Source organism: Cryptosporangium japonicum, from assembly GCF_039524755.1.
Classification (GTDB): Bacteria; Actinomycetota; Actinomycetes; order Mycobacteriales; family Cryptosporangiaceae; genus Cryptosporangium; species Cryptosporangium japonicum.
In genome coordinates this window covers 88,188-110,548 of the sequence record NZ_BAAAGX010000018.1, presented here as the reverse complement: position 1 = coordinate 110,548, position 22,361 = coordinate 88,188, and the positions used below count along the sequence as shown (strand labels likewise).

The 22,361-nt window shown below is 70.9% G+C and carries 19 protein-coding genes and 1 pseudogene; 4 read left to right on the top strand and 16 right to left on the bottom strand.

Annotated features, from left to right (window positions below; translation table 11 throughout):
* Positions 1-359: 359 nt before the first annotated feature.
* Positions 360-1,316, bottom strand: a pseudogene (locus tag ABD437_RS23745) (bile acid:sodium symporter family protein); the annotation flags it as partial.
* A 106-nt stretch (positions 1,317-1,422) separates the two neighbouring features.
* On the opposite strand from ABD437_RS23745, the gene ABD437_RS23740 reads away from it, so the two are divergent.
* Both ABD437_RS23740 and ABD437_RS23735 read left to right on the top strand, forming a co-directional pair.
* Positions 1,423-2,283, top strand: coding sequence for a LysR family transcriptional regulator (locus ABD437_RS23740; protein ID WP_344651116.1), 861 nt, complete (start codon positions 1,423-1,425; stop codon positions 2,281-2,283).
* 10 nt (positions 2,284-2,293) lie between these two features.
* Positions 2,294-2,944 (top strand): GntR family transcriptional regulator, encoded by a 651-nt coding sequence (locus ABD437_RS23735; RefSeq protein ID WP_344651115.1) that lies wholly within the window; start codon positions 2,294-2,296, stop codon positions 2,942-2,944.
* A gap of 192 nt (positions 2,945-3,136) precedes the next feature.
* Here ABD437_RS23735 and ABD437_RS23730 read toward each other — a convergent pair whose 3' ends face one another.
* The 13 genes from ABD437_RS23730 to ABD437_RS23670 form a co-directional block, all read right to left on the bottom strand.
* On the bottom strand, positions 3,137-5,194 hold the full coding sequence (locus tag ABD437_RS23730; protein WP_344651114.1) for an ATP-binding protein: 2,058 nt from the start codon (positions 5,192-5,194) through the stop codon (positions 3,137-3,139).
* The gene (locus tag ABD437_RS23725) at positions 5,191-6,408 is read right to left on the bottom strand and encodes a GAF domain-containing sensor histidine kinase (protein WP_344651113.1); all 1,218 of its coding nucleotides are present in this window, start codon (positions 6,406-6,408) and stop codon (positions 5,191-5,193) included. Before ABD437_RS23725 ends, ABD437_RS23730 begins: the two co-directional genes overlap by 4 nt.
* A 67-nt stretch (positions 6,409-6,475) precedes the next feature.
* Positions 6,476-7,339, bottom strand: a complete 864-nt coding sequence (locus tag ABD437_RS23720) for a ribokinase (RefSeq protein WP_344651112.1) — start codon at positions 7,337-7,339, stop codon at positions 6,476-6,478.
* Positions 7,336-7,722 (bottom strand): cupin domain-containing protein, encoded by a 387-nt coding sequence (locus ABD437_RS23715; RefSeq protein WP_344651111.1) that lies wholly within the window; start codon positions 7,720-7,722, stop codon positions 7,336-7,338. The genes ABD437_RS23720 and ABD437_RS23715 overlap by 4 nt, the downstream gene beginning before the upstream one ends.
* Positions 7,722-8,495 (bottom strand): aldolase/citrate lyase family protein, encoded by a 774-nt coding sequence (locus ABD437_RS23710; protein WP_344651110.1) that lies wholly within the window; start codon positions 8,493-8,495, stop codon positions 7,722-7,724. Before ABD437_RS23710 ends, ABD437_RS23715 begins: the two co-directional genes overlap by 1 nt.
* Positions 8,496-8,631: 136 nt before the next feature.
* On the bottom strand, positions 8,632-9,627 hold the full coding sequence (locus tag ABD437_RS23705) for an NAD(P)/FAD-dependent oxidoreductase (protein WP_344651109.1): 996 nt from the start codon (positions 9,625-9,627) through the stop codon (positions 8,632-8,634).
* On the bottom strand, positions 9,615-9,932 hold the full coding sequence (gene fdxA / locus ABD437_RS23700) for a ferredoxin (RefSeq protein WP_035848489.1): 318 nt from the start codon (positions 9,930-9,932) through the stop codon (positions 9,615-9,617). Before fdxA ends, ABD437_RS23705 begins: the two co-directional genes overlap by 13 nt.
* A gap of 10 nt (positions 9,933-9,942) precedes the next feature.
* Positions 9,943-11,103, bottom strand: a complete 1,161-nt coding sequence (locus ABD437_RS23695) for an amidohydrolase/deacetylase family metallohydrolase (RefSeq protein ID WP_344651108.1) — start codon at positions 11,101-11,103, stop codon at positions 9,943-9,945.
* Positions 11,104-11,147: 44 nt separating this feature from the next.
* Entirely contained in the window at positions 11,148-11,969 is an 822-nt protein-coding gene (locus tag ABD437_RS23690) for a fumarylacetoacetate hydrolase family protein (protein ID WP_344651107.1), read from the bottom strand.
* A 55-nt stretch (positions 11,970-12,024) separates the two neighbouring features.
* Positions 12,025-13,251: a hypothetical protein gene (locus tag ABD437_RS23685; RefSeq protein ID WP_344651106.1), complete on the bottom strand. Its 1,227-nt coding sequence runs from the start codon at positions 13,249-13,251 to the stop codon at positions 12,025-12,027.
* On the bottom strand, positions 13,215-14,432 hold the full coding sequence (locus ABD437_RS23680; protein WP_344651105.1) for a Dabb family protein: 1,218 nt from the start codon (positions 14,430-14,432) through the stop codon (positions 13,215-13,217). The genes ABD437_RS23685 and ABD437_RS23680 overlap by 37 nt, the downstream gene beginning before the upstream one ends.
* Entirely contained in the window at positions 14,429-14,923 is a 495-nt protein-coding gene (locus ABD437_RS23675; RefSeq protein WP_344651104.1) for an aromatic-ring-hydroxylating dioxygenase subunit beta, read from the bottom strand. Before ABD437_RS23675 ends, ABD437_RS23680 begins: the two co-directional genes overlap by 4 nt.
* Positions 14,923-16,254, bottom strand: coding sequence for an aromatic ring-hydroxylating oxygenase subunit alpha (locus ABD437_RS23670; RefSeq protein WP_344651103.1), 1,332 nt, complete (start codon positions 16,252-16,254; stop codon positions 14,923-14,925). The genes ABD437_RS23675 and ABD437_RS23670 overlap by 1 nt, the downstream gene beginning before the upstream one ends.
* Before the next feature lie 172 nt (positions 16,255-16,426).
* Here ABD437_RS23670 and ABD437_RS23665 point away from each other — a divergent pair, with 172 nt between their 5' ends.
* Complete coding sequence (locus ABD437_RS23665; RefSeq protein WP_344651102.1) at positions 16,427-17,248, top strand: IclR family transcriptional regulator; 822 nt, start codon at positions 16,427-16,429, stop codon at positions 17,246-17,248.
* Positions 17,249-17,259: 11 nt separating this feature from the next.
* On the opposite strand, the gene ABD437_RS23660 is transcribed toward ABD437_RS23665, so the two are convergent.
* Both ABD437_RS23660 and ABD437_RS23655 read right to left on the bottom strand, forming a co-directional pair.
* Positions 17,260-19,317: a cytochrome P450/oxidoreductase gene (locus ABD437_RS23660; RefSeq protein WP_344651101.1), complete on the bottom strand. Its 2,058-nt coding sequence runs from the start codon at positions 19,315-19,317 to the stop codon at positions 17,260-17,262.
* Between the two features lie 395 nt (positions 19,318-19,712).
* The gene (locus ABD437_RS23655; RefSeq protein ID WP_344651100.1) at positions 19,713-20,792 is read right to left on the bottom strand and encodes an NAD(P)-dependent alcohol dehydrogenase; all 1,080 of its coding nucleotides are present in this window, start codon (positions 20,790-20,792) and stop codon (positions 19,713-19,715) included.
* Between the two features lie 74 nt (positions 20,793-20,866).
* On the opposite strand from ABD437_RS23655, the gene ABD437_RS23650 reads away from it, so the two are divergent.
* On the top strand, positions 20,867-22,318 hold the full coding sequence (locus tag ABD437_RS23650) for an aldehyde dehydrogenase family protein (protein ID WP_344651099.1): 1,452 nt from the start codon (positions 20,867-20,869) through the stop codon (positions 22,316-22,318).
* Positions 22,319-22,361: the final 43 nt, after the last annotated feature.

The window sequence follows — 22,361 nt, the reverse complement described above, 5'->3', positions numbered from 1 at the left end:
TTGCGGTGCGGGCGACGGCATGCCGCGGCTTTCGGCCTGGGCTACGGGGCCGCGGGCTGCGCGGCGGCCGGCTCAGGCGCAGCTTGCGCAGAGGCCTGCCCGGGCGCGGGCCGCACTCCGGCCTGCCCGGCCTGCCCGACCGCAGACTGCCCTCCGGCCTGCCCGACCTGCGCGGCCTGCCCGACCTGCCCGGCCTGCCCGACCTGCGCGGCCTGCCCGACCTGCGCGGCCTGCCCGACCTGCGCGGCCTGCCCGACCTGCGCGGCCTGCGCGGCCTGCCCGACCTGCCCGGCCTGCCCGGCCTGCCCGACCTGCTCGGCCGCAGACTGCGCTCCGGTCGGCTCCGAAACCTCCACCCGCGCCTGGGCGGCCCAGCGGCGGGCCAGGACCGCGCACGTGATCAGTTGTAGCTGGTGGAACAGCATCAGCGGCAGGATCACCAAGCCGGCGCCCGTGCCGGCGAAGATCACCGTCGCCATCGGCACACCGGTGGCGAGGCTCTTCGTCGAACCGGTGAACATGATCGTGATCCGGTCCTCGTGGGAGAACCGCAGCCGCGATGCCACGAACCACGTCACGACCAGTACCAGCGCCAACAGCGACACGCACGCGACCACGAGCGCGAACAGGTCCCAGCCGCTCAGCATGCCCCACACCCCGGCCACGACCGCGCCGCTGAAGGCGGTGTAGACGACGAGCAAAATCGAGCCCTTGTCGAGCAGCCCCAGCACCTGCTTGTGCCGGGTGACGAACCCGCCGATCCACGGCCGCAGCAACTGCCCGAGCGCGAACGGCACCAGCAGCTGGACGACGATCTTCACGACCGTGCCGCCGGAGACGTGCACGCCGGACGACAGGAGCACCGCGACGAGCAGGGGCGTGAGCACCACGCCGAGTACGTTCGACAGCGAAGCAGTACAGATCGCAGCCGCGACGTTACCCTTGGCCACCGACGTGAACGCGATCGATGATTGCACCGTCGAGGGCAGCAGGCACAGGAACAGGATTCCGGCCGCCAGTTCGGGGTTCAGCACCCCGGAGGGCAGTAGCCGCAGCGCGAGCCCGAACACCGGGAAGAGCACGAACGTGAGCGCCAGCACGAGCAGGTGCAGCCGCCAGTGCCGCATGCCCGCGACCATCGTCTCGGTGGAGAGCCGCGCCCCGTAGAGGAAGAACAAGAACCCGATCGCGACGATGATGAGCTGGTCGAGTACGTCTTCGACCACCCCGGACGCCGGCAGCACGGACGCGAGCGCCACCGTCGAGAGCAACGCGACGATGTAGGGGTCGGGGCGGAACCGACGGAGCGCGGACATGAACCTCTTCCGAACCAGGACGCAGGACCAACCACCCCAGCCTGCGACACGCACCGCCAATCGTGAAGTGCGATCACCCCTCTGACTGTGATCATAAAATGTGATGATGTTCGACCCGGTCCAGCTCCGTTCGTTCCTCGCCGTCGCCCGTGCGCGGAGTTTCACCCGCGCCGCCGCCGACCTGGGCGTACAACAGTCGACGGTCAGCCAGCACATCCGGAAGCTGGAGCAGGCCACCGGGCGGCCGCTGTTCCTGCGCGACACCCACACCGTGCTGCTCACCGCCGACGGTGAGGCGATGCTCGGTTTCGCCCGCGCGCTGGCCGAGATCCACGACCAGGCCGCGGGCTACTTCGCCGGCTCGGAGCTGCGTGGGCGGCTGCGGTTCGGCGTCTCGCAGGACCTCGCGCTGACCCAACTGCCGCGCATCCTGCGCGATTTCCGCCGGACGCATCCGCTCGTCGACCTGGAGCTCACGGTCGAGCTCAGCGGGACGCTGCACGCGCGGCTGAAGTCCGGCGAACTCGACCTCGTGTTCGCCAAGCGGGTGGCCGGCCAGTCCGACGGGCAGCTGGTCTACCGGGAGCGGCTGGTCTGGCTGGGCGTGCCCGACCTGCGGCTCGATCCGGCCGGGCCGGTGCCGCTGATCATCTACCCACCGCCGAGCCTCACCCGGGAGCGCGCGCTCGAGGTACTGGCCGAGCAGCGCCGCCCGTGGCGCACGGTGTGCACGAGCGCGAGCCTCAACGGGCTGGCCGCCGCCGCGCTGGGCGGGCTCGGCGTGGTCCCTTTTGTCCAGCGGTTGGCCCCGGCCGGACTGACCGAGATGCCCTCGCAGTACCGGCTGCCCCCGCTCGGTGACGTCGACTTCGTGCTGCTGCACACCGACCGGGTCGTCCCGGAGTCGGCCGAGGCGCTCGCCGCCGCGATCCGCACCGCCGGGGACCACCCGAACCCGGCCCCATAAACTGGGAAACATGGTGGCCGGGGAATCGCGCGTGCGCGCCCCGCGGATCACCGACGCGCTGCGCCAGGCCATCGTCACCGGCGAGCTGCCGCCCGGCGAACGGCTCACCGAACCCGCGCTCGCCCAGCGCTTCGGCGTCTCCCGGGTTCCGGTCCGGGAAGCCCTGCGAGTGCTGGCGTCCGAAGGGTTCGTGGAGGTTCGTCCTTTTTGGGGGACGCGAGTCGCGGAGTTGCCGTCGAGCGCGGCCACCGATCTGCTCGAGCTGCGCGGCGCGGTCGAACCGTTGGCCGCCCGCAAAGCCGCGAAACGCCGCACGCCGGAACAGCTGGAAGCGATGGAGAGCACGCTGGCCGCCGGCACCGCGCTCATCGCCGAGGGCCGCCTGGACGAGCTCCCGGCGTTGAACGGGCAGTTCCACCTGCTGCTCGCCGAAGCCAGCGGCAACCAGCTGCTGGCCGAGACCGTGCAGCAGCTGCGGGCCAAGACCGAGTGGGTCTACGCGTCCCGGGTGGACCACCGGGCCGGCCACTCCTGGGACGAACACCTGGCGATCCTGCGCGCGATCCGCGACCGGGACGAGGAACTCGCGGCCGCCCTGGTCGCCGCCCACATCCGGAACGCCGCCGCCGCCCTGGATCCGGAACTGCCGACCGCTCCCTGACGGTTGGCTGAACATCAGCGGCGACGGCGTCCGCGCGGGGCCCGCTGAGCCGGACGACGACCGCGACCGGATCTTCGACCGGTTCCACCGCGCCGGCCCGCGCCGGAGCCGGGCTCGGGCCGGCGATCACCAGAACGATCGTGCGGGCGCACGGCGGAACGGTGACGCCCGGCCCCGGACCCGGCGCGAAGTTCAGGGCGACGCTTCCGGAAGCGTGATCTCGAAGACCGTGCCGCACGGCTCGCCGGGGCGGGCGGTGATCGTGCCGCCGTGCCGCTCGACGATCGCCTTGGTGATGGCCAGGCCGAGGCCGGTGCCCTTGATGCCGCCCTGCACCGCGTTGCTCGTCCGGAAGAACCGCTCGAACAGGCGGGGGTACTGGTCGGCCGGGATGCCGATGCCGGTGTCGGCGACGCTCACCGTCGCGATGCCGTCGGCGGCGCCGGCCCTGGCGACTACCCGGCCACCGTCCGGCGTGTACTTCACCGCGTTCGAGACGACGTTCGTGAGCACCTGCCGGAACCGCGCCGGGTCGGCCGAGACGACGATCGGCCCGTCGCTGACGACCTCGATCGTGAGGTGCTTGGCTTCGGCGGCCGGGCGCAGGTCGGTGATCACGTCGCCCAGCAGTCGGGCCAGCGACACCGGACGGGTGTCGACCGAGATCTCGCCGGCGTCCAGCCGCGCCAGATCGAGCAGGTCGTCGGTGAGCCGCTGCAGGTCGGCGGCTTTCCGGTCGACGATGCGCAGGAACCGCTCGGCGTCGGGCGAGCACGAGCCCTCGTCGTCGAGGACCAGCTCCAGGTAGCCGCGGATCGACGTGATCGGCGACCGCAGCTCGTGGGTGACCAGCGCGACCAGCTCGTCGCGCTGCTCGGAGATGCGGTGGCGCTCGGTGACGTCGGTGGAGATGCCGTCGACGTACCGCCGGCCCTCCTCGGACCGGGGTACCGCCCGGCTCCAGACCCAGCGCGTCACGCCGTCGGTGCCGACGAAGCGGGCCTCCAAGCTGCCCGGACGGCCCGCGACGACGGTGCCGCGGAACTCGGCGAACTGCGCGGCGTCGCGCGGGTCGACCAGGTCGTCCAGCGGGGTCGAACGGAGGTCGGCGCCGAACACCGCGGACTCGTTGGCGCTCCCGAACACCGACCGGAGGGCGCCGTCGGGGGTGATCTCGACGGTCCAGACGTAGTCGTCGATGCCGGAGACCACACGTTCGAACGCCCGGCGGGCGGCGTCGGCACGACGGCGCTCGACGTAGCGTCCGAGGTAGGCGCCGACGCTGTCCAGCCGGCTCAGCAGTTCGGGGTCGCAGCGCAGCGGCTCGTCGTGGTGGAAGACCAGCACGCCGAGGACGCGGTCGCCGCTGCGTACCGGCAGGCCGAGCCCGGTCGCCTCGGCCGGCGCGGCCGCCTCCGGCACCCGGGTGGGCACCCCGGTGACGCCGACGTGGGCGACAAAATCCGCCGCTCCACCGGCGATCTCCCCCGACCCGCCCCCGAAATCGGCGGCGTCCCAGCCCGGGGCCGTCCAGTTCGCGAGCCGGACCAGCGGCTGCTCGTCGTCGCCCAGTTGCCAGTACTCGCCGTGGGCCCAGCCGAGTTCACGGGCGACGGCCGTGACCGTGCGAGCGGCGGCGTCCGCGCTCGACCGGGCCTCGGCCAGGCTGGTCGCGACCGCGTGCTGCACCTCACGCAGCTGCTCGGTGCGCGCTTCGGCCTCCCGTGCGCGCAGCAGCCGGGTGTGGCTGAGCCGCAGCGCGATCTCCGACTCGACCGCGGCGGCCAGATCCGCGACGACGGCCAGGTCGGCCTCGTTCCACTGGCGGGGCCGGGTGTCGATCACGCAGAACGACCCGAGCGGCTGGCCCTCCGGGGATCGGAGCGGGAAGCCCGCGTAGGCGATCACCCCGATGTCGGGGATCGCCAGGTTCGTGCAGAGCAGCTCGTCGGACCGGGCGTCGCTGATGACCAGCGGCGCGTCGGCGGAGACCACGTACTGGCAGAACGAGTGGGTGAGCGGCGTCTGGCGCCGTTCCTGCCACGGTTCGGGCAGCCCGACCGCGCTGACGAAGAACTGGCGACCGGCGTCGACGAGCGACACCAGCGCGACCGGTGCCCCGGTCACCCGCGAGACCAGCCTGGTCAACCGGTCGAGCACCGCGACGGACGGGCTGTCGAGCAGGCCGGTCTCGGTGAGCACACGCAGCCGTTCGGGGTCGTGGACCCGCGCCGGCGTGTCGACGCTCATGGCGGGAAGCAGGCCGGGAACCGCAGCGCGACGCTGGTGCCCGCCCCGAGCCGGCTGCGGAGGTCGACCTGGCCGCCGTGCGCCTCGACGATCGCGCGCACGAGCGTCAGGCCGAGACCCGGTCCCTGGATGGCCGCGGCCTCGGCCGTCTCGCTGCGGTAGAACGGGTCGAACAGCCGGGGCAGGTCCACCTCGTCGATGCCGCTGCCGGTGTCGGTGACGATCACCGTCGGCGCCGACGCGTCGGAGATCTGCACGGTGATCGCGCCGTCCGAGGTGAACTTGATGGCGTTGAGCAGCACGTGCTGGAGCGCCTGGGTCAGCTCCCGGTGCGAGCCGCGGACGATCACCTCGTCGGGCCGGTCGAAGAGCACCGTGAGCCCTTTGTGTTCGGCCAGCGGTCGGCTGCCGGCGACCACGGCGGCGACCAGGTCGGTGAGGTCGATCGGCGACCGGTTCAGCTCCAGCCCTTCGGCCCCGACCTTCGTCGCCAGCAGCATGTCGTCGACGAGCTGCGTCAGCCGGTAGGCGTTGCGCTGCATGACGGCCAGGAAGTCGCGGCCGGTCTGCGGGTCCAACGGGTCGGAGTCGTCGAGCAGCAGCTCCAGGTAGCCGCGGATCGACGCGAGCGGTGTCCGCAGCTCGTGGCTGACCGTCGTCAGGATGCGGTTCTTCAGCTCTTCGAGTTCGATGACGCGCCGGGTGACGTCCGCGGTGCGGCGCGCGTAGGAACGCAGCTCGATCTCGGCCGCCGCGTGCCGGGCCAAAGCGCGCAGCGCCCGGCGCTGGGGCGGGGTGAGCGAGCGGGGCCGGTGGTCGATGACGCACACGGTGCCGAGGCTGACGCCGTTCTCCACCCGCAGCGGCGCCCCGGCGTAAAAACGGATGAACGGCTCACCGACGACGAGCGGGTTGTCGGCGAACCGGGGATCGGCGGCCGCGTCCGGCACTTCGAGCACGTCGGGCTGCTCCAGCGCGTGGGCGCAGAACGCGGCGTCGCGGCAGGTCTCGGGCGCGTCGACGCCGACCCGGGCCTTGAACCACTGCCGGTCGGAGTCCACCAGGCTGACCATCGCGACCGGCGTACCGCAGATCTCGGCGGCGAGCATCGCGATGTCGTCGAACTCGGGTTCGGCGGCCGTGTCCAGGATCTGGTGACCACGCAGGACGGCCAGGCGGGCCTCCTCGGCGCGCACGGCACCGGCTACCGACACCGCCCACCCCCGCCTGTTGGCTCGTCTCCCTAGCCAATTCGACGGGGGTCGACCACTCCTGAGGCGATTAGCGCTCGAGTTCGGCCCGGGTCGGCAGCGACGCCATCGCTCCCGGGCGGGTCACGGTCACGGCGGCGACGCGGGTGGCCCAGCGGGCGGCCTCGACGACGTCGGCACCGTCGAGGATCGCGTCGGCCAGCGCCGCGCAGAAGCTGTCGCCGGCCGCGGTCGCGTCGACGGCCTTGACCTGCTCGGCCGCCACGCGCGTCGAGCGCGAAGCCTCCACCACCAGCGAACCCTGCGCGCCCAGCGTGATCACCACCGGCCCGCGGGTACCGAGGCCCTGGGCGAGTTGCACCAGGTCACCGCGGTCGACACCGGCCAGGCCGAGCAGCTCGCCCCGGTTGGGTACCAGCAGGTCGACGTTGGCCAGCAGCGACGCCGGGACCGGGCGGGCCGGCGCCGGGTTCAGCACCACGAACCCGTTGGCGACCGCGGCGGCCTCCTCGATCACCGCGGCCGGCACCTCCTGCTGGAGCAGCACGGCCCGGGCCGACGCCACGAGCTCACGATCCACCTCGACGTGGTCGTTCGCGCCGGGGCTCACGACGATCGTGCTGTCGCCGTCCGTGTCGACGAACACGAACGCCTGCCCGGTCGGCGCGCTGACCTGCCGGACGCCGGCGAGGTCGATCTTCTCCTCGCGCAGCAGGTTGAGCAGGAACTCGCCGTCCTCGGCGCCGACCGCGCCGACCATCGCCGTGCGGCGGCCGAGGCGGGCCGCGGCGACGGCCTGGTTGCCGCCCTTGCCGCCGCCACTGCGCCGCGAGTCGCCACCGAGGAGCGTCTGACCGGCCGACGGCGCCTGCGGGACGTCGACCGTGACGTCGATGTTCAGGCTTCCGACGACGACGATGTCGAAGTTGTTCACTGGGCTAGTACATCAGTCAGCTTGCGCGCGATGTCGCCGTAGTCCGCACGCGGCGGCGCGAACACGTCGAGGTTGATGCACGGCTCGGTGAGCGGCTTGATGTAGTGCTCCGCGCCGGCCGGCACCAGCAGCATCGAGCCCGCGGTCATCCGGTGCGGGACGTCGTCGATGTAGTAGTCGGCCTCGCCCTGCAGGATCAGGGCGAGCTGATCGAAGTCGGCGTGCGAGTGCGGGCGCAGGTCCATGCCCACCGAGAGCGAGTGCCAGCAGAGCATGACCTCGTCGGTGCTGTACACGCGGCGGCGCACGCCCGGCCTGATCACGTCCTCGGGGACGTCGTCCCAGTTCACGACCGTCCGGTACAGCGCTTCGCTGAGCTCCATCAGTTTCCTCCGAACAGGTTGCGCAGAGAGCCGGCCAGAAATTGCAGGTCGGAGCCGATCACCAGGTACCGGTCACCGGCCGCGGCCGCGTCGTCGGCCGCGGTCACCGACGCGGCCCACGAACCGGCGATCGCGCCGGCCGCCGCGGCCGCCGCGCGGATCTCAGCCACCCGCGCGGCGATCGCGTCGGTGGCGCCGAGGCCGACGCTCACGGCCAGGTCGGTCACCCCGAGAAAAACGACGTCCAGACCGGCGACGACGTCCGGCAGCGGGTCGTCGGTGGTGGCCGTCTCGAGCTGGCCGACGAGCAGCGGCGGATCGTCGCGCTCGGCGGCCAGGTAGTCGGCGAGCGGGACGCCGCTGTAGTTCGCGCCGGGGTGGGCCAGCGAGATGCTGCGGGTGCCTCCCGGCGAGTACCGGGTCGCTTCGATCAGCGCCCGGGTCTCGGCCGCTGATCGAAGCGTGGAGAGCTGGATGCCGACGGCTCCGGCTTCGAGGAGCCGGTTGATCAGCCCGGAGTCCACGGTCGGGATCCGTACCAGCGCCGGCAGCCCGATCGCGGCCGCCCGGCTCACCGCTCGCCGGGCCTGTTCCTCGCTCAGCTGCGAGTGCTCCAGGTCCACGACGACAAAATCCGCCCCCGCCACGCGGGCGAGGTCGACCGTCTCCTCACCGGCGAGCTTCACGAACGTGCCACGCACCGTGCGCCCGGCGCTGAGCGCAGCGCGCAACCCCGCCCGCCCGCTCGAAGCGGTCCCGTTCGGGGCGCTCATCGCGCGGCTCCCGCGGAGCGGTCCCGTTCCAGCGCGCCAGAGCACGCCGCAAAGGGTCCGGTCCGACCAGCCCCCCCCAAGCGGTCCCGTTCGGGCGCACCCGGGCGCGCGGGAACGGGACCGCTAGCGGTGAGCATCAGAGGGCGTCCGACGAGTGGCCGGGAGTGGTCTTCCACTTCGTGTTGACCAGCGGCGCGATGTGGTTGATCGCGGTCGCGGCCTCGCCGAAGCCCACCGAGATCAGCGCGACCTTGCCCTCGTACATCGCGATGTCGCCGGCCGCGAAGACCCGCGGCAGGTTCGTCTTCTGGGTGCGGTCGACGAGGATCCGGCGGCGCTTGAGGTCCATGCCCCACTCGGCCATCGGCCCGAGGTCGGTGAGGAAGCCGATCGCCGCGACGACCGTCTTCACGTCGCGCTGGTGCTGTTCCTTGGACTCGACGTGCTCGAGCGTGATCCGCTCGACCGCGTCCCCGCCGTGCACCTCGACGACCTCGAACGGGGTGACGAGCTCGACCGAGGACTCCTGGAGCTGGGCGACGCTCTTCTCGTGCGCCCGGAACGCGTCCCGGCGGTGCACCAGCGCGACCGAGTTGGCCAGCGGCTCGAGCGCGAGCGCCCAGTCGACCGCGGAGTCGCCGCCGCCCACCACGACCACGTCGTGGCCGGCCAGGTCCGCGAGCCGCGGCACGAAGTACCGCAGCCCGCGCCCCGCGAAGTCACCGCCGGCGGGCAGTTCCTTCGGCTCGAACGTGCCCATGCCACCCGCGACGAGGACGGCCTTCGCGTGCACGGTCACGCCCGGGTCGCCCGGCGTCGAGGCCACGGCCCCGACGGTGACGCCCTCGTCGTGGATCTCGATCGTCGTCGCGCGCTGCTCCAGCAGGAACGTCGGCTTCGACTGCTGCGCCTGCTCCAGCAGCGCGTCGACCAGGGCCTGGCCGCGCACGGCCGGGAACCCGGCGACGTCGTAGATGTTCTTCTCCGGGTAGAGCGCGGCGAGCTGGCCGCCCACCTCCGGGAGCGAGTCGATCACCGCGACCGACATCCCCCGGAACCCGGCGTAGTACGCGCCGTACAGGCCGACCGGCCCGGCCCCGATGATGAGGACGTCGACGGTTACTTCGTCCACGACGCGACCTCCTCGTGGTCGGCCGCGAGCGGCGGGATCTTGCGGGCGCCGCCCGGCGAACCGATCCCGAGCGTGATGAACACGGTCTCGTTGATCGCGGCGAACTGCTCGCGGTCCGCGGGCAGGTCTTCCTCGTGGTAGATCGACACGGTCGGGCAGGCCGGCTCGCAGCGACCGCAGTCGACGCACTCCTCCGGGTTGATGTACATCATCCGGGGGCCGGTGTAGATGCAGTCGACCGGGCACTCTTCGATGCAGGACTTGTCCTGCACGTCGATGCAGGCGTCAGTGACGACGTAAGCCATGGGGTACCTCTCAGGCAGCGGGCGTGTTGCCACGCCAGCCGGTCAGCTCGTGCGACACGCCGTTGACGAACACCGCGGTGGGCTCGAGCCGGGGCGCTTCGATCGTGTTGCCGGCCGCGTCGGGGAGAACCACGGCGTCGACCTCCTTGAGCACGGTGACGTGCGCCGGGCCGCCGACGGTCAGCGAGCCGTAGCCCTCGACGTCCAGGCCGAGGTACTTGGCGGGCACGGTCGTGACGCGGGGCAGGATCTCCGACATCGGCACGCCCAGCGCGAGGAACTTCGACATCGACGTCACCAGGTCGAACACCGGGCCGCGCCAGTTACGGCCGGACGTGTCGGAGCTCAGGATGTCGGGCAGGAAGCCCTCGGCGATCGCGGGCTTCGCGACCTTGAACGACATGTTCGACTTGCCGTGCGCCGAGTCGTACATGACGCCCCGCTCGCGGGCCTTGTACACCTCGCGCAGAACGGCGCCGTTCTCGTCGAGGATGCCGTTCTCCTTGCCGGTGTAGCAGTGGGCGATGATGTCGCCCGGGCGCAGCCGCTCGAGGATCTCCGGCAGCGTCAGCGCGGTCTCGCCGATGTGCACCATGACCGGGAGGCCGGCCTGCTCACCGAGGTCGATCGCCTTCTCCAGCAGCGGCACGATCTTGTCGCCCAGCACGTCCTCGGACAGCCGGATCTTGAAGCCGCGGACCACGTCGGGGTTGTCGGCCGCGGTCTGAAGCGCGTCGTCGACGTTGAACGTGTCGGGGTTCAGCAGCTCGCCGTAGCGGAAGTCGATCAGGCCGAGCACCGAGACGTTCAGGAAGTTCACGATCCGCATCACGGTCGGCTCGACGACCAGCGTGCGGAACGCCGGGAACGTCGACGCACCGGCGGTGCCGGCGTCGGCGGCCGCGACGACACCGCGACGCAGGTGGGCCTCGTCCTGCGGGGCACCGACCTTCGACACCTTCTCGAAGATGTGCGTGTGGCCCTCGACCAGGCCGGGCAGCACGGTGGCGCCGGTGGCGTCGACGACGGTCGCGGCCGACCGGGCCAGGTCGTCGCCGATCGCGGCGATCTTGCCGTCCTTGATCGCCAGGTCGGTGACCTTGTTCAGCCCCGACGCGTGGTCGAGCACGGTGCCACCGCGCACCACGGTGTCGTACAGGTTTTCGGACATGGAGACCTCCACGGGCGGGTCCCGCAGAGGGACGCTGGGGATTGTTAGGAGATGCTGTTGACGAGCGGCGTCAGACCGCCGACCGCGATCGTGACCTGCTGACCGGGGCGCAGGAACTCGTTCCGGTCCTGCCCGGTACCGGGGGGTGTGCCGGTGAGCACGACGTCGCCGGGTTCCAGCCGGGCGTACCGGGAGAGCCGGGACACCAGGTCGGCCACGTCGAAGATCAGGTCAGCGGTGGTACTGCTCTGCCGCTGTTCCCCATCGACCCAGGATGCGACCGGAATAGCGTTCGGGTCGGGTATCTCGTCCCACGGTAAGACGGTCGCCCCGAGCGGCGCACAGCCGGGGAAGCCCTTGGCCAGCACCGGCGCGCCGGTGGCCTTCATGACGTCACGGGCGGTCGTGTCGTTCGCGGCGACGATGCCGGCGACCGAACCCAGCACCTCGGCGGGCGAGACGTCGGCGAGCGCGCGGCCGATGACGATGCCGACCTCGGCCTCGTAGTCGAACTGCTCGGTGAGACCGGCCGGGATCGCGAGCGTGTCGCGGTGGCCGGAGAGCGCGGTGTTCGGCTTGAGGAACAGGATCGGGCTGGTCGGTACCGGCCGGCCGGTGAGGGCGGCTTTCCCGTGGTAGTTGAGCCCGACGCCCCAGACCGACGTCGTCCGCAGCGACAGCGGCGCGACCGCGACCTCGTCCAGGTCGGCCTTCGGCAGGCGGCGGGTCACGGCGGCCTGGTCGACCTCGGCGAGCGTTCCGCCGGCCGCCAGTAAGGCGGAGAGGTTCGGGTAGGGCAGGTCGACGACGGCCAGCTCGTCGCCCTCGACCCGGGCGATGCCGTAGCGGGTGACGAGCGTTTCCATGCCAAAGATCTTGAGATGCGAGCCGCCATCATGTCAAGTGAGACGGCGATACTCATTATGAGATGCAGCTATCCGAAATGAGACGTTCATAGACCCGCGCCCACCGGGCCAGTTCGGGCACCGAGAACGTGTCGACGCGGGGGTCGGCACCGCCGCCGAGGGGGCGCGGACCCAGGCGCGCGGTGGGCACGCCGGCGGCCCGGAACACGACCCCGTCGGTGGAGCCGGTCCAGCCCGTGATCGGTGCGGCCGCGGGGAACTCGGACTCGTAGGCGTCGGTCGCCGTCCGCACGATCGGTGCGTCCCCGGGGGTGGCGGGGCCGTTCCCGAGCAGCATCTCGTCCACGGTCGCGCCGTCGAGTGCGGCACGCAACGACGCCGCCGCCTCCCCCGGCACGACCGGGCCCGGCAGCACGAGGTAGCAGTACAGCTCCAGCGCGGCCGGCGCGAGGTCGGACTTCGCCGGGGATCCGGCGCGCAGGGCACCGAGCCCGAACGAGGCGCCGTCCTGGCGGGCCGGGTCGGTCCGGTGCGCGGTGTACGAGGCGCCCCACCCCGAGACGGCGGCGAGCAGGTCACCGGCTCGCGCGAGCAGACCGCCGTTCGGGTACAGCATCAGCGGGCCCCAGGCTCCGGTGAGCCGCACCCGCAGGTAGAGGGCCGCCGGCTCCTGGCGGAGCACGCCCGGCGGGCCTCCCTTGGCCACCACCGCGGCCCGCGGCGGCGGGAACGCCCCGAGATACTCGCCCACGCCGGTGAGGGCGTGCGGACCCCAGTCGGTCCGGTGCGTTCCCCGGGCGGCCAGCAGGAGCTGGGTGCCCGGCTTCGCCGCGCGGACGAAACCGGTCACCGCGGCGGCCGCGGGAGCCTTCGCGACGCCCAGGCCGAAGCCGGAAACGGTGTCGCCGGACACCTGGAACGGCGCCGGGGTGTCGGTGCGCCCGGTGATCGCCGCGTCGGGACCCGGATCGCCGGTCAGCGACGTGTCGAGGTGGGAGTAGAGCACCACGTCGGCGGGGCGGGGAGAGGCCGCCCCACCGACATGGCCGTCCACGCGCCGATCCGCTTCCCCAAGCACGGTCGCAAGGACACTGGCGGCGTTCCCGTCGAGACGGCGCACCTGCCAGTCGATGAACGGCCAGCGGGCCGACGCGAATCGCACGAACGATTCGGCCAGCGCCCGCTCGCCGCCGTGGGGGCTCGCGGTGCCGGCCAGTTCGCCCAGCACCGCGAGAAGGTCCTGGGTCAGAACCGCTCCCAGTCGTCGGCGGCCGCGCGCCACACGTCGATGTTGCGCGGGTCGCCACCCATCCGGCGGGCCTTGTGCGTCTCGTTCTGCTCCGGCGAGAAGATCCGGTGGCCGTCGCACAGCTCGATGCGGGGACCGAACCGGGCGTCGTAGAGGTAGAAGGCGATCGAGTGCGACGCCGAGTGGTTCACGATGTCGGACGCGATCTCGGTGCCCTTGTAGAGCGCCCGGGCCCGGCCACGCATGACGTGGTCGAGGCTCTTCATCTTGAAGCAGAGGTGCGCGAGGTAGAACTTGTCGTCGCGACGCAGCGCGAGCGAGTGGTGGTACCGGTTCTCCGACCGCAGGAACGACGACGAGCCCCGGCCCGGCGTCATCACGTAGTCCGACGCCTGGAAGCCGAGCACGTTCATGTAGAAGTGCTGCGACTCCTCGTAGTGGTCGGTGGAGAGGAACGGGTGCACCAGTTCCACCGGCCGGTACTCGAGCAGCGGCGGCTCGGCGTACTCGTAGAACTCCCAGCCGAACTCGAGCGTGAGGCCGTTCGGGTCCTTCGTCGCGAAGCCCCTGGTGACGATCGAGGCGGTGCGCTCGTGCAGCGGCAGGATCTCCGCGCCCTCGGCGCGCAGCCGCTTCTCCAGGTCGTCGAGGACCTCTTCCGACTCGACGCTCAGACCGATGGCGAGCGTGTCGAACTCGGTCAGGCTCGGGTCGCTGACCAGCTCGATCGAGTACTGCTCGGTGCCGGCGCGCAGCTGGGCGTACTCCGCCGTGCGCGCCTCCACCTGGAGACCGACGTGGTACGTGTAGAACTCGACGGCCTCGTCCAGCGCCGGGGTGGCGAGCCGGGCGAACTGGATGCCGTAGGGGCCGAGCGGACGGTTTCTCTCGGGCACGGTCTTCTCCGATCGGAACGGCGACGCCGCCGAGAGCGTGACGATCGTCTGCTGGTCGATGACCGGCCGCCACTTCTCCCGCACGAACGTCTCGTGCGACTCACTGTTGAGGTAGGACTTCAGATCGTCTTCGTCGTCGAACTCGATCGTGAACACGTGCGACATCCGGGTGTCGCGCAGCGAGATGTTCGGCCCGAGCACGAAGCTCCGCATCTGCGGGTACCGGCTCGGGAACGACTCCACCTCCGCGAGGATCGCGTCCACGGTCTCCGCCGGCACCTCCGGCTTGAACCTGAACGCGACGACGTGGCGGATCACAGGATGAAGCTCAGACGGGCACCGTGCTCGAGCAGCTCGTGCTCGAGGTACGCGCGGCGGTGGACGAACTTGAGCTCGCCCTCCTCGTTCTGCACCACGTCGTGGTGGTACCGGCCCACGTAGGTGTGGTGGGTGAGGTCGCGGAACCGGTTGATGACGAAGTTCGCCTTGATCTCGATGCCCTCGGCACCCTGGATCAGGCGGACGTTGCTGACCATCCGGTGCGTCCGCGAGTGCGGGTTCTCCGCGTGCGCCTTGCGGCTCTTCAGCCGCTTGACGCGTGCGTTGAGCAGGTCCCAGTCGTCGAGGACGAAGAAGCCGCCCCCGGTGCGGTCCCAGCCCTTGTAATCGGTGGTCGGCACCTCGAACGTGCCGCCCTCCTCGAACAGCGCCAGCCAGGCGTCCAGGTGCCACTCGTCCAGGAGCATGGCCTCCTGGTAGAGGAAGTCCTCCGCGTCGGCGCGGGTCACGGTGATCGTCGGGGCGCTCATCAACAACCACTCCCGTATTCCGTCGCGGTCGCGTCGGAGACCTTGCCCAACGCCTTGTCCCAGTGCCGCCAGAAGCTGCGCATCGCACCCTCGTCGATCGAGCGGCCCTTCTCGCCCTTCGACTCGCGCTCCATGCCGCGGGACATGTCGCTCCAGTCGTTGAAGCCGCGGGTGTCGCCCTTGCTGGCTTCGATGCCGCGCTGCACGGCCTCGTAGGCCTCGATGTCGTCCGGCGTCGCCAGGCCACCGGGGCCGACGAAGCTGGTCATCGTCTTCAGGCGCATCGCGCGGACGTCGGGCTCCTCGTCGACCGGCACGTACTGCCAGGCCCGGACGTCGGTGCGGCCCGGCGCGACCGGCTCGAGCTGCCGGATCGTCAGCGCCTCGAGGTCGAAGAACAGCAGGTTCGGGAAGACGAACAGAATGCGGCTGGCGTCGCCGATCGCATCGGCGCGCTCCTGGCCCAGACGCTCGGCCATCGCCTCGCGGTTGAGGCGGGTGCGCTCCTTCTCGGCCTCGCCGAAGCGGGGCTCCCAGATCATGCCCAGCCGGCCGTTGTGCCCGGTGAGCACCAGCATCGAGTGCCCGCCGCCCAGGTCGTGGGCGTACTGGTCGTCGTCGGTGACCGGGAAGCCGGTCTCACGCAGGTACCCGACGAACGTGTTGTGGGTCGGCGCGAAGTGGTAGCCGTCCATCGCGTTCTCGACGGCGAGCTTCCAGTTGCCCTTGACGCCGTAGCGCTGGATGCCGGGCAGCGTGGTCATGCCCGAGGCCGACTGTTCGGCGGCCATCGAGAGCACGTCGGCGGCCTCGCCCAGGTGCTCCAGCAGCGGCGGCACGTCCGGGTCGAACGACACGAAGACGAAGCCCTCGTGGATGTCGAGCTTCGCGACCGGACGCAGGTCCATCGTGCCCTTGAAGCGCTCGAGCTCGGCGTACGCGTCGTCGCCGGGGAGCGCGGAGAGCTTGCCGGACGAGTTGAACGTCCAAGCGTGGTAGAAGCACTGGAAGTTGCGTGCGTTGCCCTGCTCCTCCCGGCACACCACGGTGCCGCGGTGCGGACACGAGTTGAGGAACGCCCGAACCACGCCGTCGCCGCCGCGGACGAAGATCAGCGGCTTCCCGCCGAGCGTCCGGACCTTGTAGTCGTTCTTGTTCGGGATCTCGGTCTCGTGGCCCAGGTACAGCCAGTTGTGGTTCCAGATCCGCTCGCGCTCGGCCTGGAAGACCTCCGCCGAGCGGTACGCCTCACGGTTGACCCGGAAGGTCAACTGGTTCCAGTCCTGCGCGATCAGGCCACCGTGGCCGGTATCGACCAGACCCTCAGCCATTGTCTGTGTCATCTTCGGTCCTCGTTGTGAGAGATGCCATCTCGCATTACGACATGGTGTATTGCAGAGTGCGTACTGTCAACGGACCCGGCGAGTTCGGGCCCGGTTGGTAGCATCACGCCTGCTGGATTCAGCCCCCGTGGTCGTCCCCGACCACAAAAAAGGACAATTCATGCTTGAGCCCGTGCCGGAAATCGCCCCGGTTTCCCCCGCCCCCGGCGACGAGGAGCTTCCTCGTGCCGAGCGCGGCACCCCCGCCATTCAAGCCGTCGAGCGCGCTGCCACGATCCTCGGCGCCTTTAGCGTCGGCCGACCGCGGCTGAGCCTGAACGAACTGACCGCCCGGCTGGGTACCAGCAAGGCCACCGCGCACCGCTACACCAAGGCGCTGCGCTCGGTGAACCTCCTGCGTTACGACGAGCGGGAAGCCCTGTACTCCCTCGGTCCCCAGGTGCTGACGCTGTCGGCCGCCGCGCGGGCCGGGCTGCCGATCATCACGATCGCCGGCCCGTACATGGAGGAGCTGGTCCGCGAGGCCGGCGAAACCGTCGTCCTCTCGGTCTGGGACGGCGACACCGCCGTGGTCGTCCGGGTCGACGACAACACCGACCGCACGGTGCGGATCAGCGTCCGCACCGGTGCCCGGCTCTCGATGTCCCGGTCGGCCCAGGGCCGCGTGTTCTGCGCGTTCCTGGACGAGGACGAGGTGCCCGGCCTGGGCAGCCTGCTGCGCCGCAACCCCGATCTGCGCTCCGAGCTCGAAGCGATCCGGGAGAGCGGCATCAGCGTGAACACCCCGGCCGACAACGGTGTCCGCACGATCGCCGCGCCCGTGTTCCAGGACGCGACGATCGTCGCGACGATGGCGATCGTCGGGACGACGGCCGCAGTGGCCGACGAGACCGGCTCGCCGGCCGCGCAGGCCCTGCTGCACATCTCCCGATCGCTCACCCAGGAGCTGGGCGCCAGCGGCCCCATCACCCGGGGCTTCTAGCGCGCCGACACTCACAGATCCAGCGTCAGCCGGTCGGATGCGCACCGGCTGACGCAGATCATCATCGAGTTGCTCTGCGCCCGTTCCGCCTCGGTCAGGATCGTGTCCCGGTGCAGAGCCTGGCCGGCCAGCACCCGCGTCTCGCACGAACCGCAGAAGCCCTCTTCGCAGTCGTACGGCACGCCGGGGACGACGTCACGCACCGCTTCGAGCAGCGTGCGGTCGGCCGGCACCCGGAACTCCTTGCCCGCCCGGGCCAGCTTCACGATGAACTCCTTCGAGTCCACCGGGATGGGGGCCACCCGGTCGGTACCGCTGCTGGTGAAGCGCTCGACGTGCAGGTCGAGGTCGCCGACGGTGTTCTCGACGGCCGTGAGCAGCCCCTCCGGACCGCAGCAGTAGACCTGCGTGCCGGGCTTGGCCGCCGCGAACGCGGCCGCCAGGTCCGGGTGTCCGAGCTCGTCCTGGGGAACGAGCTCGACACGGTCGCCGTACTGTTCCTTCAGCTTCTCCGCGAACGCCATCGACGCCCGGGTGCGGCCGCCGTAGAGGAGCTTCCAGTCGGCGCCCCGCTGTTCCGCGGCGCGGACCATCGCGCTGATCGGCGTGATGCCGATGCCGCCGGCGACGAACAGGTAGTGCTCGGCGTCGACGAGCCGGAAGTGGTTCTTCGGACCACGCACCCGGATCGGCGAGCCGGCGGCCAGGATCTCGTGCACCTCGACCGAGCCGCCGCGCCCGTCCTTCTCCCGGAGCACGGCGACGGTGTACGACGTCGTGTCCGCGGGGTCACCGCAGAGGGAGTACTGCCGGACCTTGCCCGAGGGCAGGATCAGGTCGAGGTGGGCGCCGGGCTCCCAGCTCGGGAGCTCGCCGTCGCCGGCGAGGCGAAGCGACACCACGCCCTCGGCGATCGGTTCCACCGCGGCCAGCGTGAGCAGCTGGACGTCGAGGCCGGTGGCGCTCTTCGTCGTGGCCGTCCTGCGCTGCGGACCCGGCCGGAACGTCACCGGGATGTGGTCCCAGCCCGACTGGCTGCCCCACGACTCGGTGGGCGTCGGCCCGACCGGGTCGATCCTGTAGTCGGGTAGCCGTTCCAGGACCTGGGTGACCATCTCGCGGTACATCGCACGGGCCAGGTGGGCACCCGGGCAGCGGTGGCTGCCGATACCGAAGGTCAGGTGACCGCGCGGGTCGCGGTCGAGAACGAACTTCTCCGGCTCGGGGAACGCCTCCGGGTCGTAGTTCGCCGCCACCCAGGGAATCAGGACCCGGTCGCCCTTCATCACCGGGCAGCCGCCGATCTCGGTGTCCCGCATGACCGTGCGCGCCATCGCCTGGGCCGGCGGGTAGGCCCGCAGGAACTCCTCGGTGGCGACGTCGAGCAGCGCGGGGTCCTCGATCAGCCGCTTCCGGTCGTCGGGGTGCCGGCTCAGGTGAACCAGCGTCGAGCTGGTGAGCGCCGTCGTCGTGTCCACGCCGCCGGCGATCAGCAGGAAGATCACCGAGGTCATCTCGTCGTCGCTGAACGGCTCACCGTTCGGCTTGACCTGCTGCACCAGCCACGACACCGCGTCGTCGGCCGGCTCGGCGCGGCGGGCGTTCATGATCTCGACGATGCGATCGCCCATGAACGCGAGCCCCATGCCACCACGCATCTCCCGCTCGCTGCCCGGCCGGGCGGCGAACAGGTCGTGGATCGGGCCGGCCAGGCGCTTCCAGTCCTCGCGGGGGAAGCCCAGCCAGTCGAGCGTCACCGCGGTGGGGACCGGGTTCGTGAGCTGCTGCACCAGGTCGGCGTGGCCGTCCTCGATGAACCCGTCGATCACGTCGGTGACGTGCTGGGCGATCATCGGGACGAGCTTCTCGATCGCCGAGCGGCTCAGGAGCGGGTTGATCAGGTCCCGGTAGATCGTCGACTCGGGTGGGTCGAGCTCGATCGGGTACTGAGGGCTCGCTTTGCCTTCCGGAATCACGAACCCGAGCCCGCTGTCCGCGCTGCGGCGGGCCGACGAGAACGTCGCGTCGTCCCGGGCGATTCTGGCGATGTCCTCGTAGCGGGTGGTCACCCAGTGACCACCGTGGGACTCGGTCCAAGCGACCGGGCATTTACCCCGGACCTCGGCGTAGGGACGCACCGGATCGTCGATCAACTCCGGGGCGTGATGGTCGAATTCGACCGTCGGTCGTGCTGCTTCCACTGCCATCTCCACGGCATCCGAAGCTAACTTGCGCGGTGTTTGCCCCGGCCGCGCCACCGGAGTTGTCCCAACCGTAAACGGCGCCCAGAAAGGCGTCAATCAGCCGGAAATTCGGTCCGAAAAGGACTCCAATTTGCATCCGTGCAGCTCAGAGCCTTCGTCTGATGGTCTCGCCGCCCCTCCGACGGGGCGGACACGAAACAAAACCTTCACCCCCGAGCACAAAGGCCGGGCGATTGTTTTGTTCCGGGACGGCGCCCCCACTAAAAGGTGAGGACGGCTTTCACGACGTCGCCGCGCTTGGTGGCCGCGGCGGCCTCGTTGATGTCGGCGAACGCGTAGTGGGCCATCAGCTTCTCGACCGGGAAGCGGCCGGCCCGCTGCCACTCGAGCAGCTGCGGCACCAGCACCTGCGGAACCGCGCTGCCGGAGATCACGCCGGTGACCGTGCGGCCGTTGAGCAGCGTCCGCCACTCGATCTCGACGTTCTCGCTGGGTCCGACGCCGACGACGGCGCAGGTGCCCCGGGTGTGCAGCGCGGTCACGGCCGACTTCACCACGTCGGCCCGGCCGGTGGTGTCGACCGAGCCGTCCAGGCCGTCGGGCACGATCGCCCGGATCCGCGCGACGACGTCACCCTCGCGCGAGTCGAGCACGTGGGTGGCGCCGACCTCCTGCGCGGTCTGCAGGCGGCTCGGGCTCACGTCCACCGCGATGATCGTCTGCGCACCGGCGGCGGCCGCGGTCATGACCGACGCGAGGCCGACCGCGCCGGCGCCGAACACGGCCACCGCGCTCTCCGGCCCCGGCTCGACCGTGTGCAGGATCGCCCCGGCGCCGGTCATGAACCCGCACCCGAACGGAGCGGCGGTCCGCAGGTCGGCATCCTCCGGCAGCTTGACGACGCTGCGCGCGCTGACGACGGCGTGGGTGGCGAACGCCGACTGGCCGAGGAAGTGGCCGTAGACCGGCTGGCCGTCGATCGTGATCGCCGACGAACCGTCCGCGCGGGCCCCGGCGAAGTTCAACGCGTCGAACTGCGCGCAGTACGACGGCGACGCGGTGCGACACTGCTTGCAGACGCCGCAGGAGGTGAACGCGAGCGCCACCTGGTCGCCGACCGCGACGCCGCTGACCCCGGCGCCGACGGCCTCGACCACACCGGCGCCCTCGTGCCCGAGCACGGCGTTGGTGGGCAGGAACGTGGCGAAGTGCAGGTCGGTGGCGCAGATGCCGACCGCGCTCAGGCGTACCAGCACCTCGTCGGCACGCGGTTCCTCGAGCTGGGCGGGCCGCAGCTCGAACGTTTTCTCCGCGGTTACGGCGGCGACGGTAATGTCCACGAGAACTCTCCGTTATCTCACTATGGCGAGACGGCATCTTGACTTCTGAGATGGTAGCCGTCAAGACTTCCGGTATGAGCGAGCTCGCCGTCCCAGAGAACCGCCTCCTGATCGCCGGGAGCTGGCAGTCTCCCGCCTCCGGAGAGGCACTGCCGGTGCTCGACCCGGCCACCCAGCAAGCGTTCCACCAGGCCGGCCGAGCCACCGCCGCCGACGTGGACGCCGCCGTCGCCGCGGCCCGTGCCGCCTACGACGGCTGGTCCCGGATGAACCCCTCCGACCGTGGTGCGATCCTCGCCCGCTGGTCGCAGCTCATCTTCCAGCACGTCGAGGAACTCGCTCGGTACGAAGCGCAGGACGTCGGCAAGCCGCTGTCCGACGCGCGCACCAACATCTTCATCGCCGGCAGCATCCTCGGCTACTTCGCCGGCGCGGCCGACAAGCTGCACGGTGCGACGCTACCGTCCCGCTCGGCCGACAACACCGGCTTCACTCTGCGTGAGCCCCTCGGCGTGTGCGCGATGGTGATCGCGTGGAACGTCCCGGCGATCCTGTTCATGGCCGACGCCGCTCCCGCGCTCGCCGCCGGCAACACGATCGTGCTCAAGCCGTCGGAGTACGCGCCGATGAGCCCGCTCGCGATCGCCGCACTGGCCGCGGAGGCCGGGCTCCCGCCCGGCGTTCTGAACGTCGTCACCGGTCTGGGACCGGAGGCCGGGCAGCCGCTGACCTCGCACCGGGGCATCAACCACATCAGCTTCGTCGGCTCCTCGGCGACCGGACGGGCGATCATGCGGTCGGCCGCCGAGAACCTGGTCCCGGTGAAGCTCGAGCTCGGCGGGAAGTCACCGAACGTAGTCTTCGCCGACGCCGACCTGGACGCGGCCGTGCCCGCGATCCTGGAGTCGATCGTCGAGAACGCCGGGCAGAACTGCTACGCGGGCTCGCGCCTGCTGATCGAGGAGCCGATCTACGACGAGGTGGTCCAACGCCTCGCGGCGGCGATGGAGGCGGTGAAGGCCGGCCCGTGGCACGAGGACCTCGACATGGGGCCACTGGTCAACGGCATCCAGCACGAGCGGGTGTCGGGCTTCCTGTCCGGCGGCGTGGCGGGTGGCGCCCGGGTCGTCACCGGTGGGCCCGGCGACGCCGACGGCTGGTACGTGAAGCCGACGCTGTTCGACAAGGTCACGCCGGACATGCCGATCGTCCGCGAGGAGATCTTCGGCCCGGTGCTCGCGGCCGAATCGTTCCGCGGCGCCCGCGACGCGATCGACCGCGTCAACGCCACCCCGTACGGCCTGCTGGTCAGCGTCTGGACCAACGACCTGTCCCGGGCGCTGCGGGTCACCCAGGAGGTGCGCTCCGGTCAGGTGTCGGTGAACGAGTTCGCGAACTCCGCGATCATCGGGTTCCCGTTCAACCTGGCCAAGGAGAGCGGCTTCAGCCAGGGCGGCGGCTACGAGGCCATGAAGGAGTACACGTCCGAGAAGGGCGTGACCATCAAGATGCGTCCGCTCGACTGAGCCGGACGCCTTCGACGGCCGGACCTTGACTCCGGCCTGGGCG

Excerpts from the sequence above, each read along its gene's own strand:
- ABD437_RS23740 (WP_344651116.1), top strand. The coding sequence starts at position 1,423 with ATGTTCGACCCGGTCCAGCTCCGTTCGTTCCTCGCCGTCGCCCGTGCG.
- ABD437_RS23735 (WP_344651115.1), top strand. The coding sequence starts at position 2,294 with ATGGTGGCCGGGGAATCGCGCGTGCGCGCCCCGCGGATCACCGACGCG.
- ABD437_RS23730 (WP_344651114.1), bottom strand. The coding sequence starts at position 5,194 with ATGAGCGTCGACACGCCGGCGCGGGTCCACGACCCCGAACGGCTGCGT.
- ABD437_RS23715 (WP_344651111.1), bottom strand. The coding sequence starts at position 7,722 with ATGGAGCTCAGCGAAGCGCTGTACCGGACGGTCGTGAACTGGGACGAC.
- ABD437_RS23710 (WP_344651110.1), bottom strand. The coding sequence starts at position 8,495 with ATGAGCGCCCCGAACGGGACCGCTTCGAGCGGGCGGGCGGGGTTGCGC.
- fdxA (WP_035848489.1), bottom strand. The coding sequence starts at position 9,932 with ATGGCTTACGTCGTCACTGACGCCTGCATCGACGTGCAGGACAAGTCC.
- ABD437_RS23695 (WP_344651108.1), bottom strand. The coding sequence starts at position 11,103 with ATGTCCGAAAACCTGTACGACACCGTGGTGCGCGGTGGCACCGTGCTC.
- ABD437_RS23690 (WP_344651107.1), bottom strand. The coding sequence starts at position 11,969 with ATGGAAACGCTCGTCACCCGCTACGGCATCGCCCGGGTCGAGGGCGAC.
- ABD437_RS23675 (WP_344651104.1), bottom strand. The coding sequence starts at position 14,923 with ATGAGCGCCCCGACGATCACCGTGACCCGCGCCGACGCGGAGGACTTC.
- ABD437_RS23670 (WP_344651103.1), bottom strand. The coding sequence starts at position 16,254 with ATGGCTGAGGGTCTGGTCGATACCGGCCACGGTGGCCTGATCGCGCAG.
- ABD437_RS23665 (WP_344651102.1), top strand. The coding sequence starts at position 16,427 with ATGCTTGAGCCCGTGCCGGAAATCGCCCCGGTTTCCCCCGCCCCCGGC.
- ABD437_RS23650 (WP_344651099.1), top strand. The coding sequence starts at position 20,867 with ATGAGCGAGCTCGCCGTCCCAGAGAACCGCCTCCTGATCGCCGGGAGC.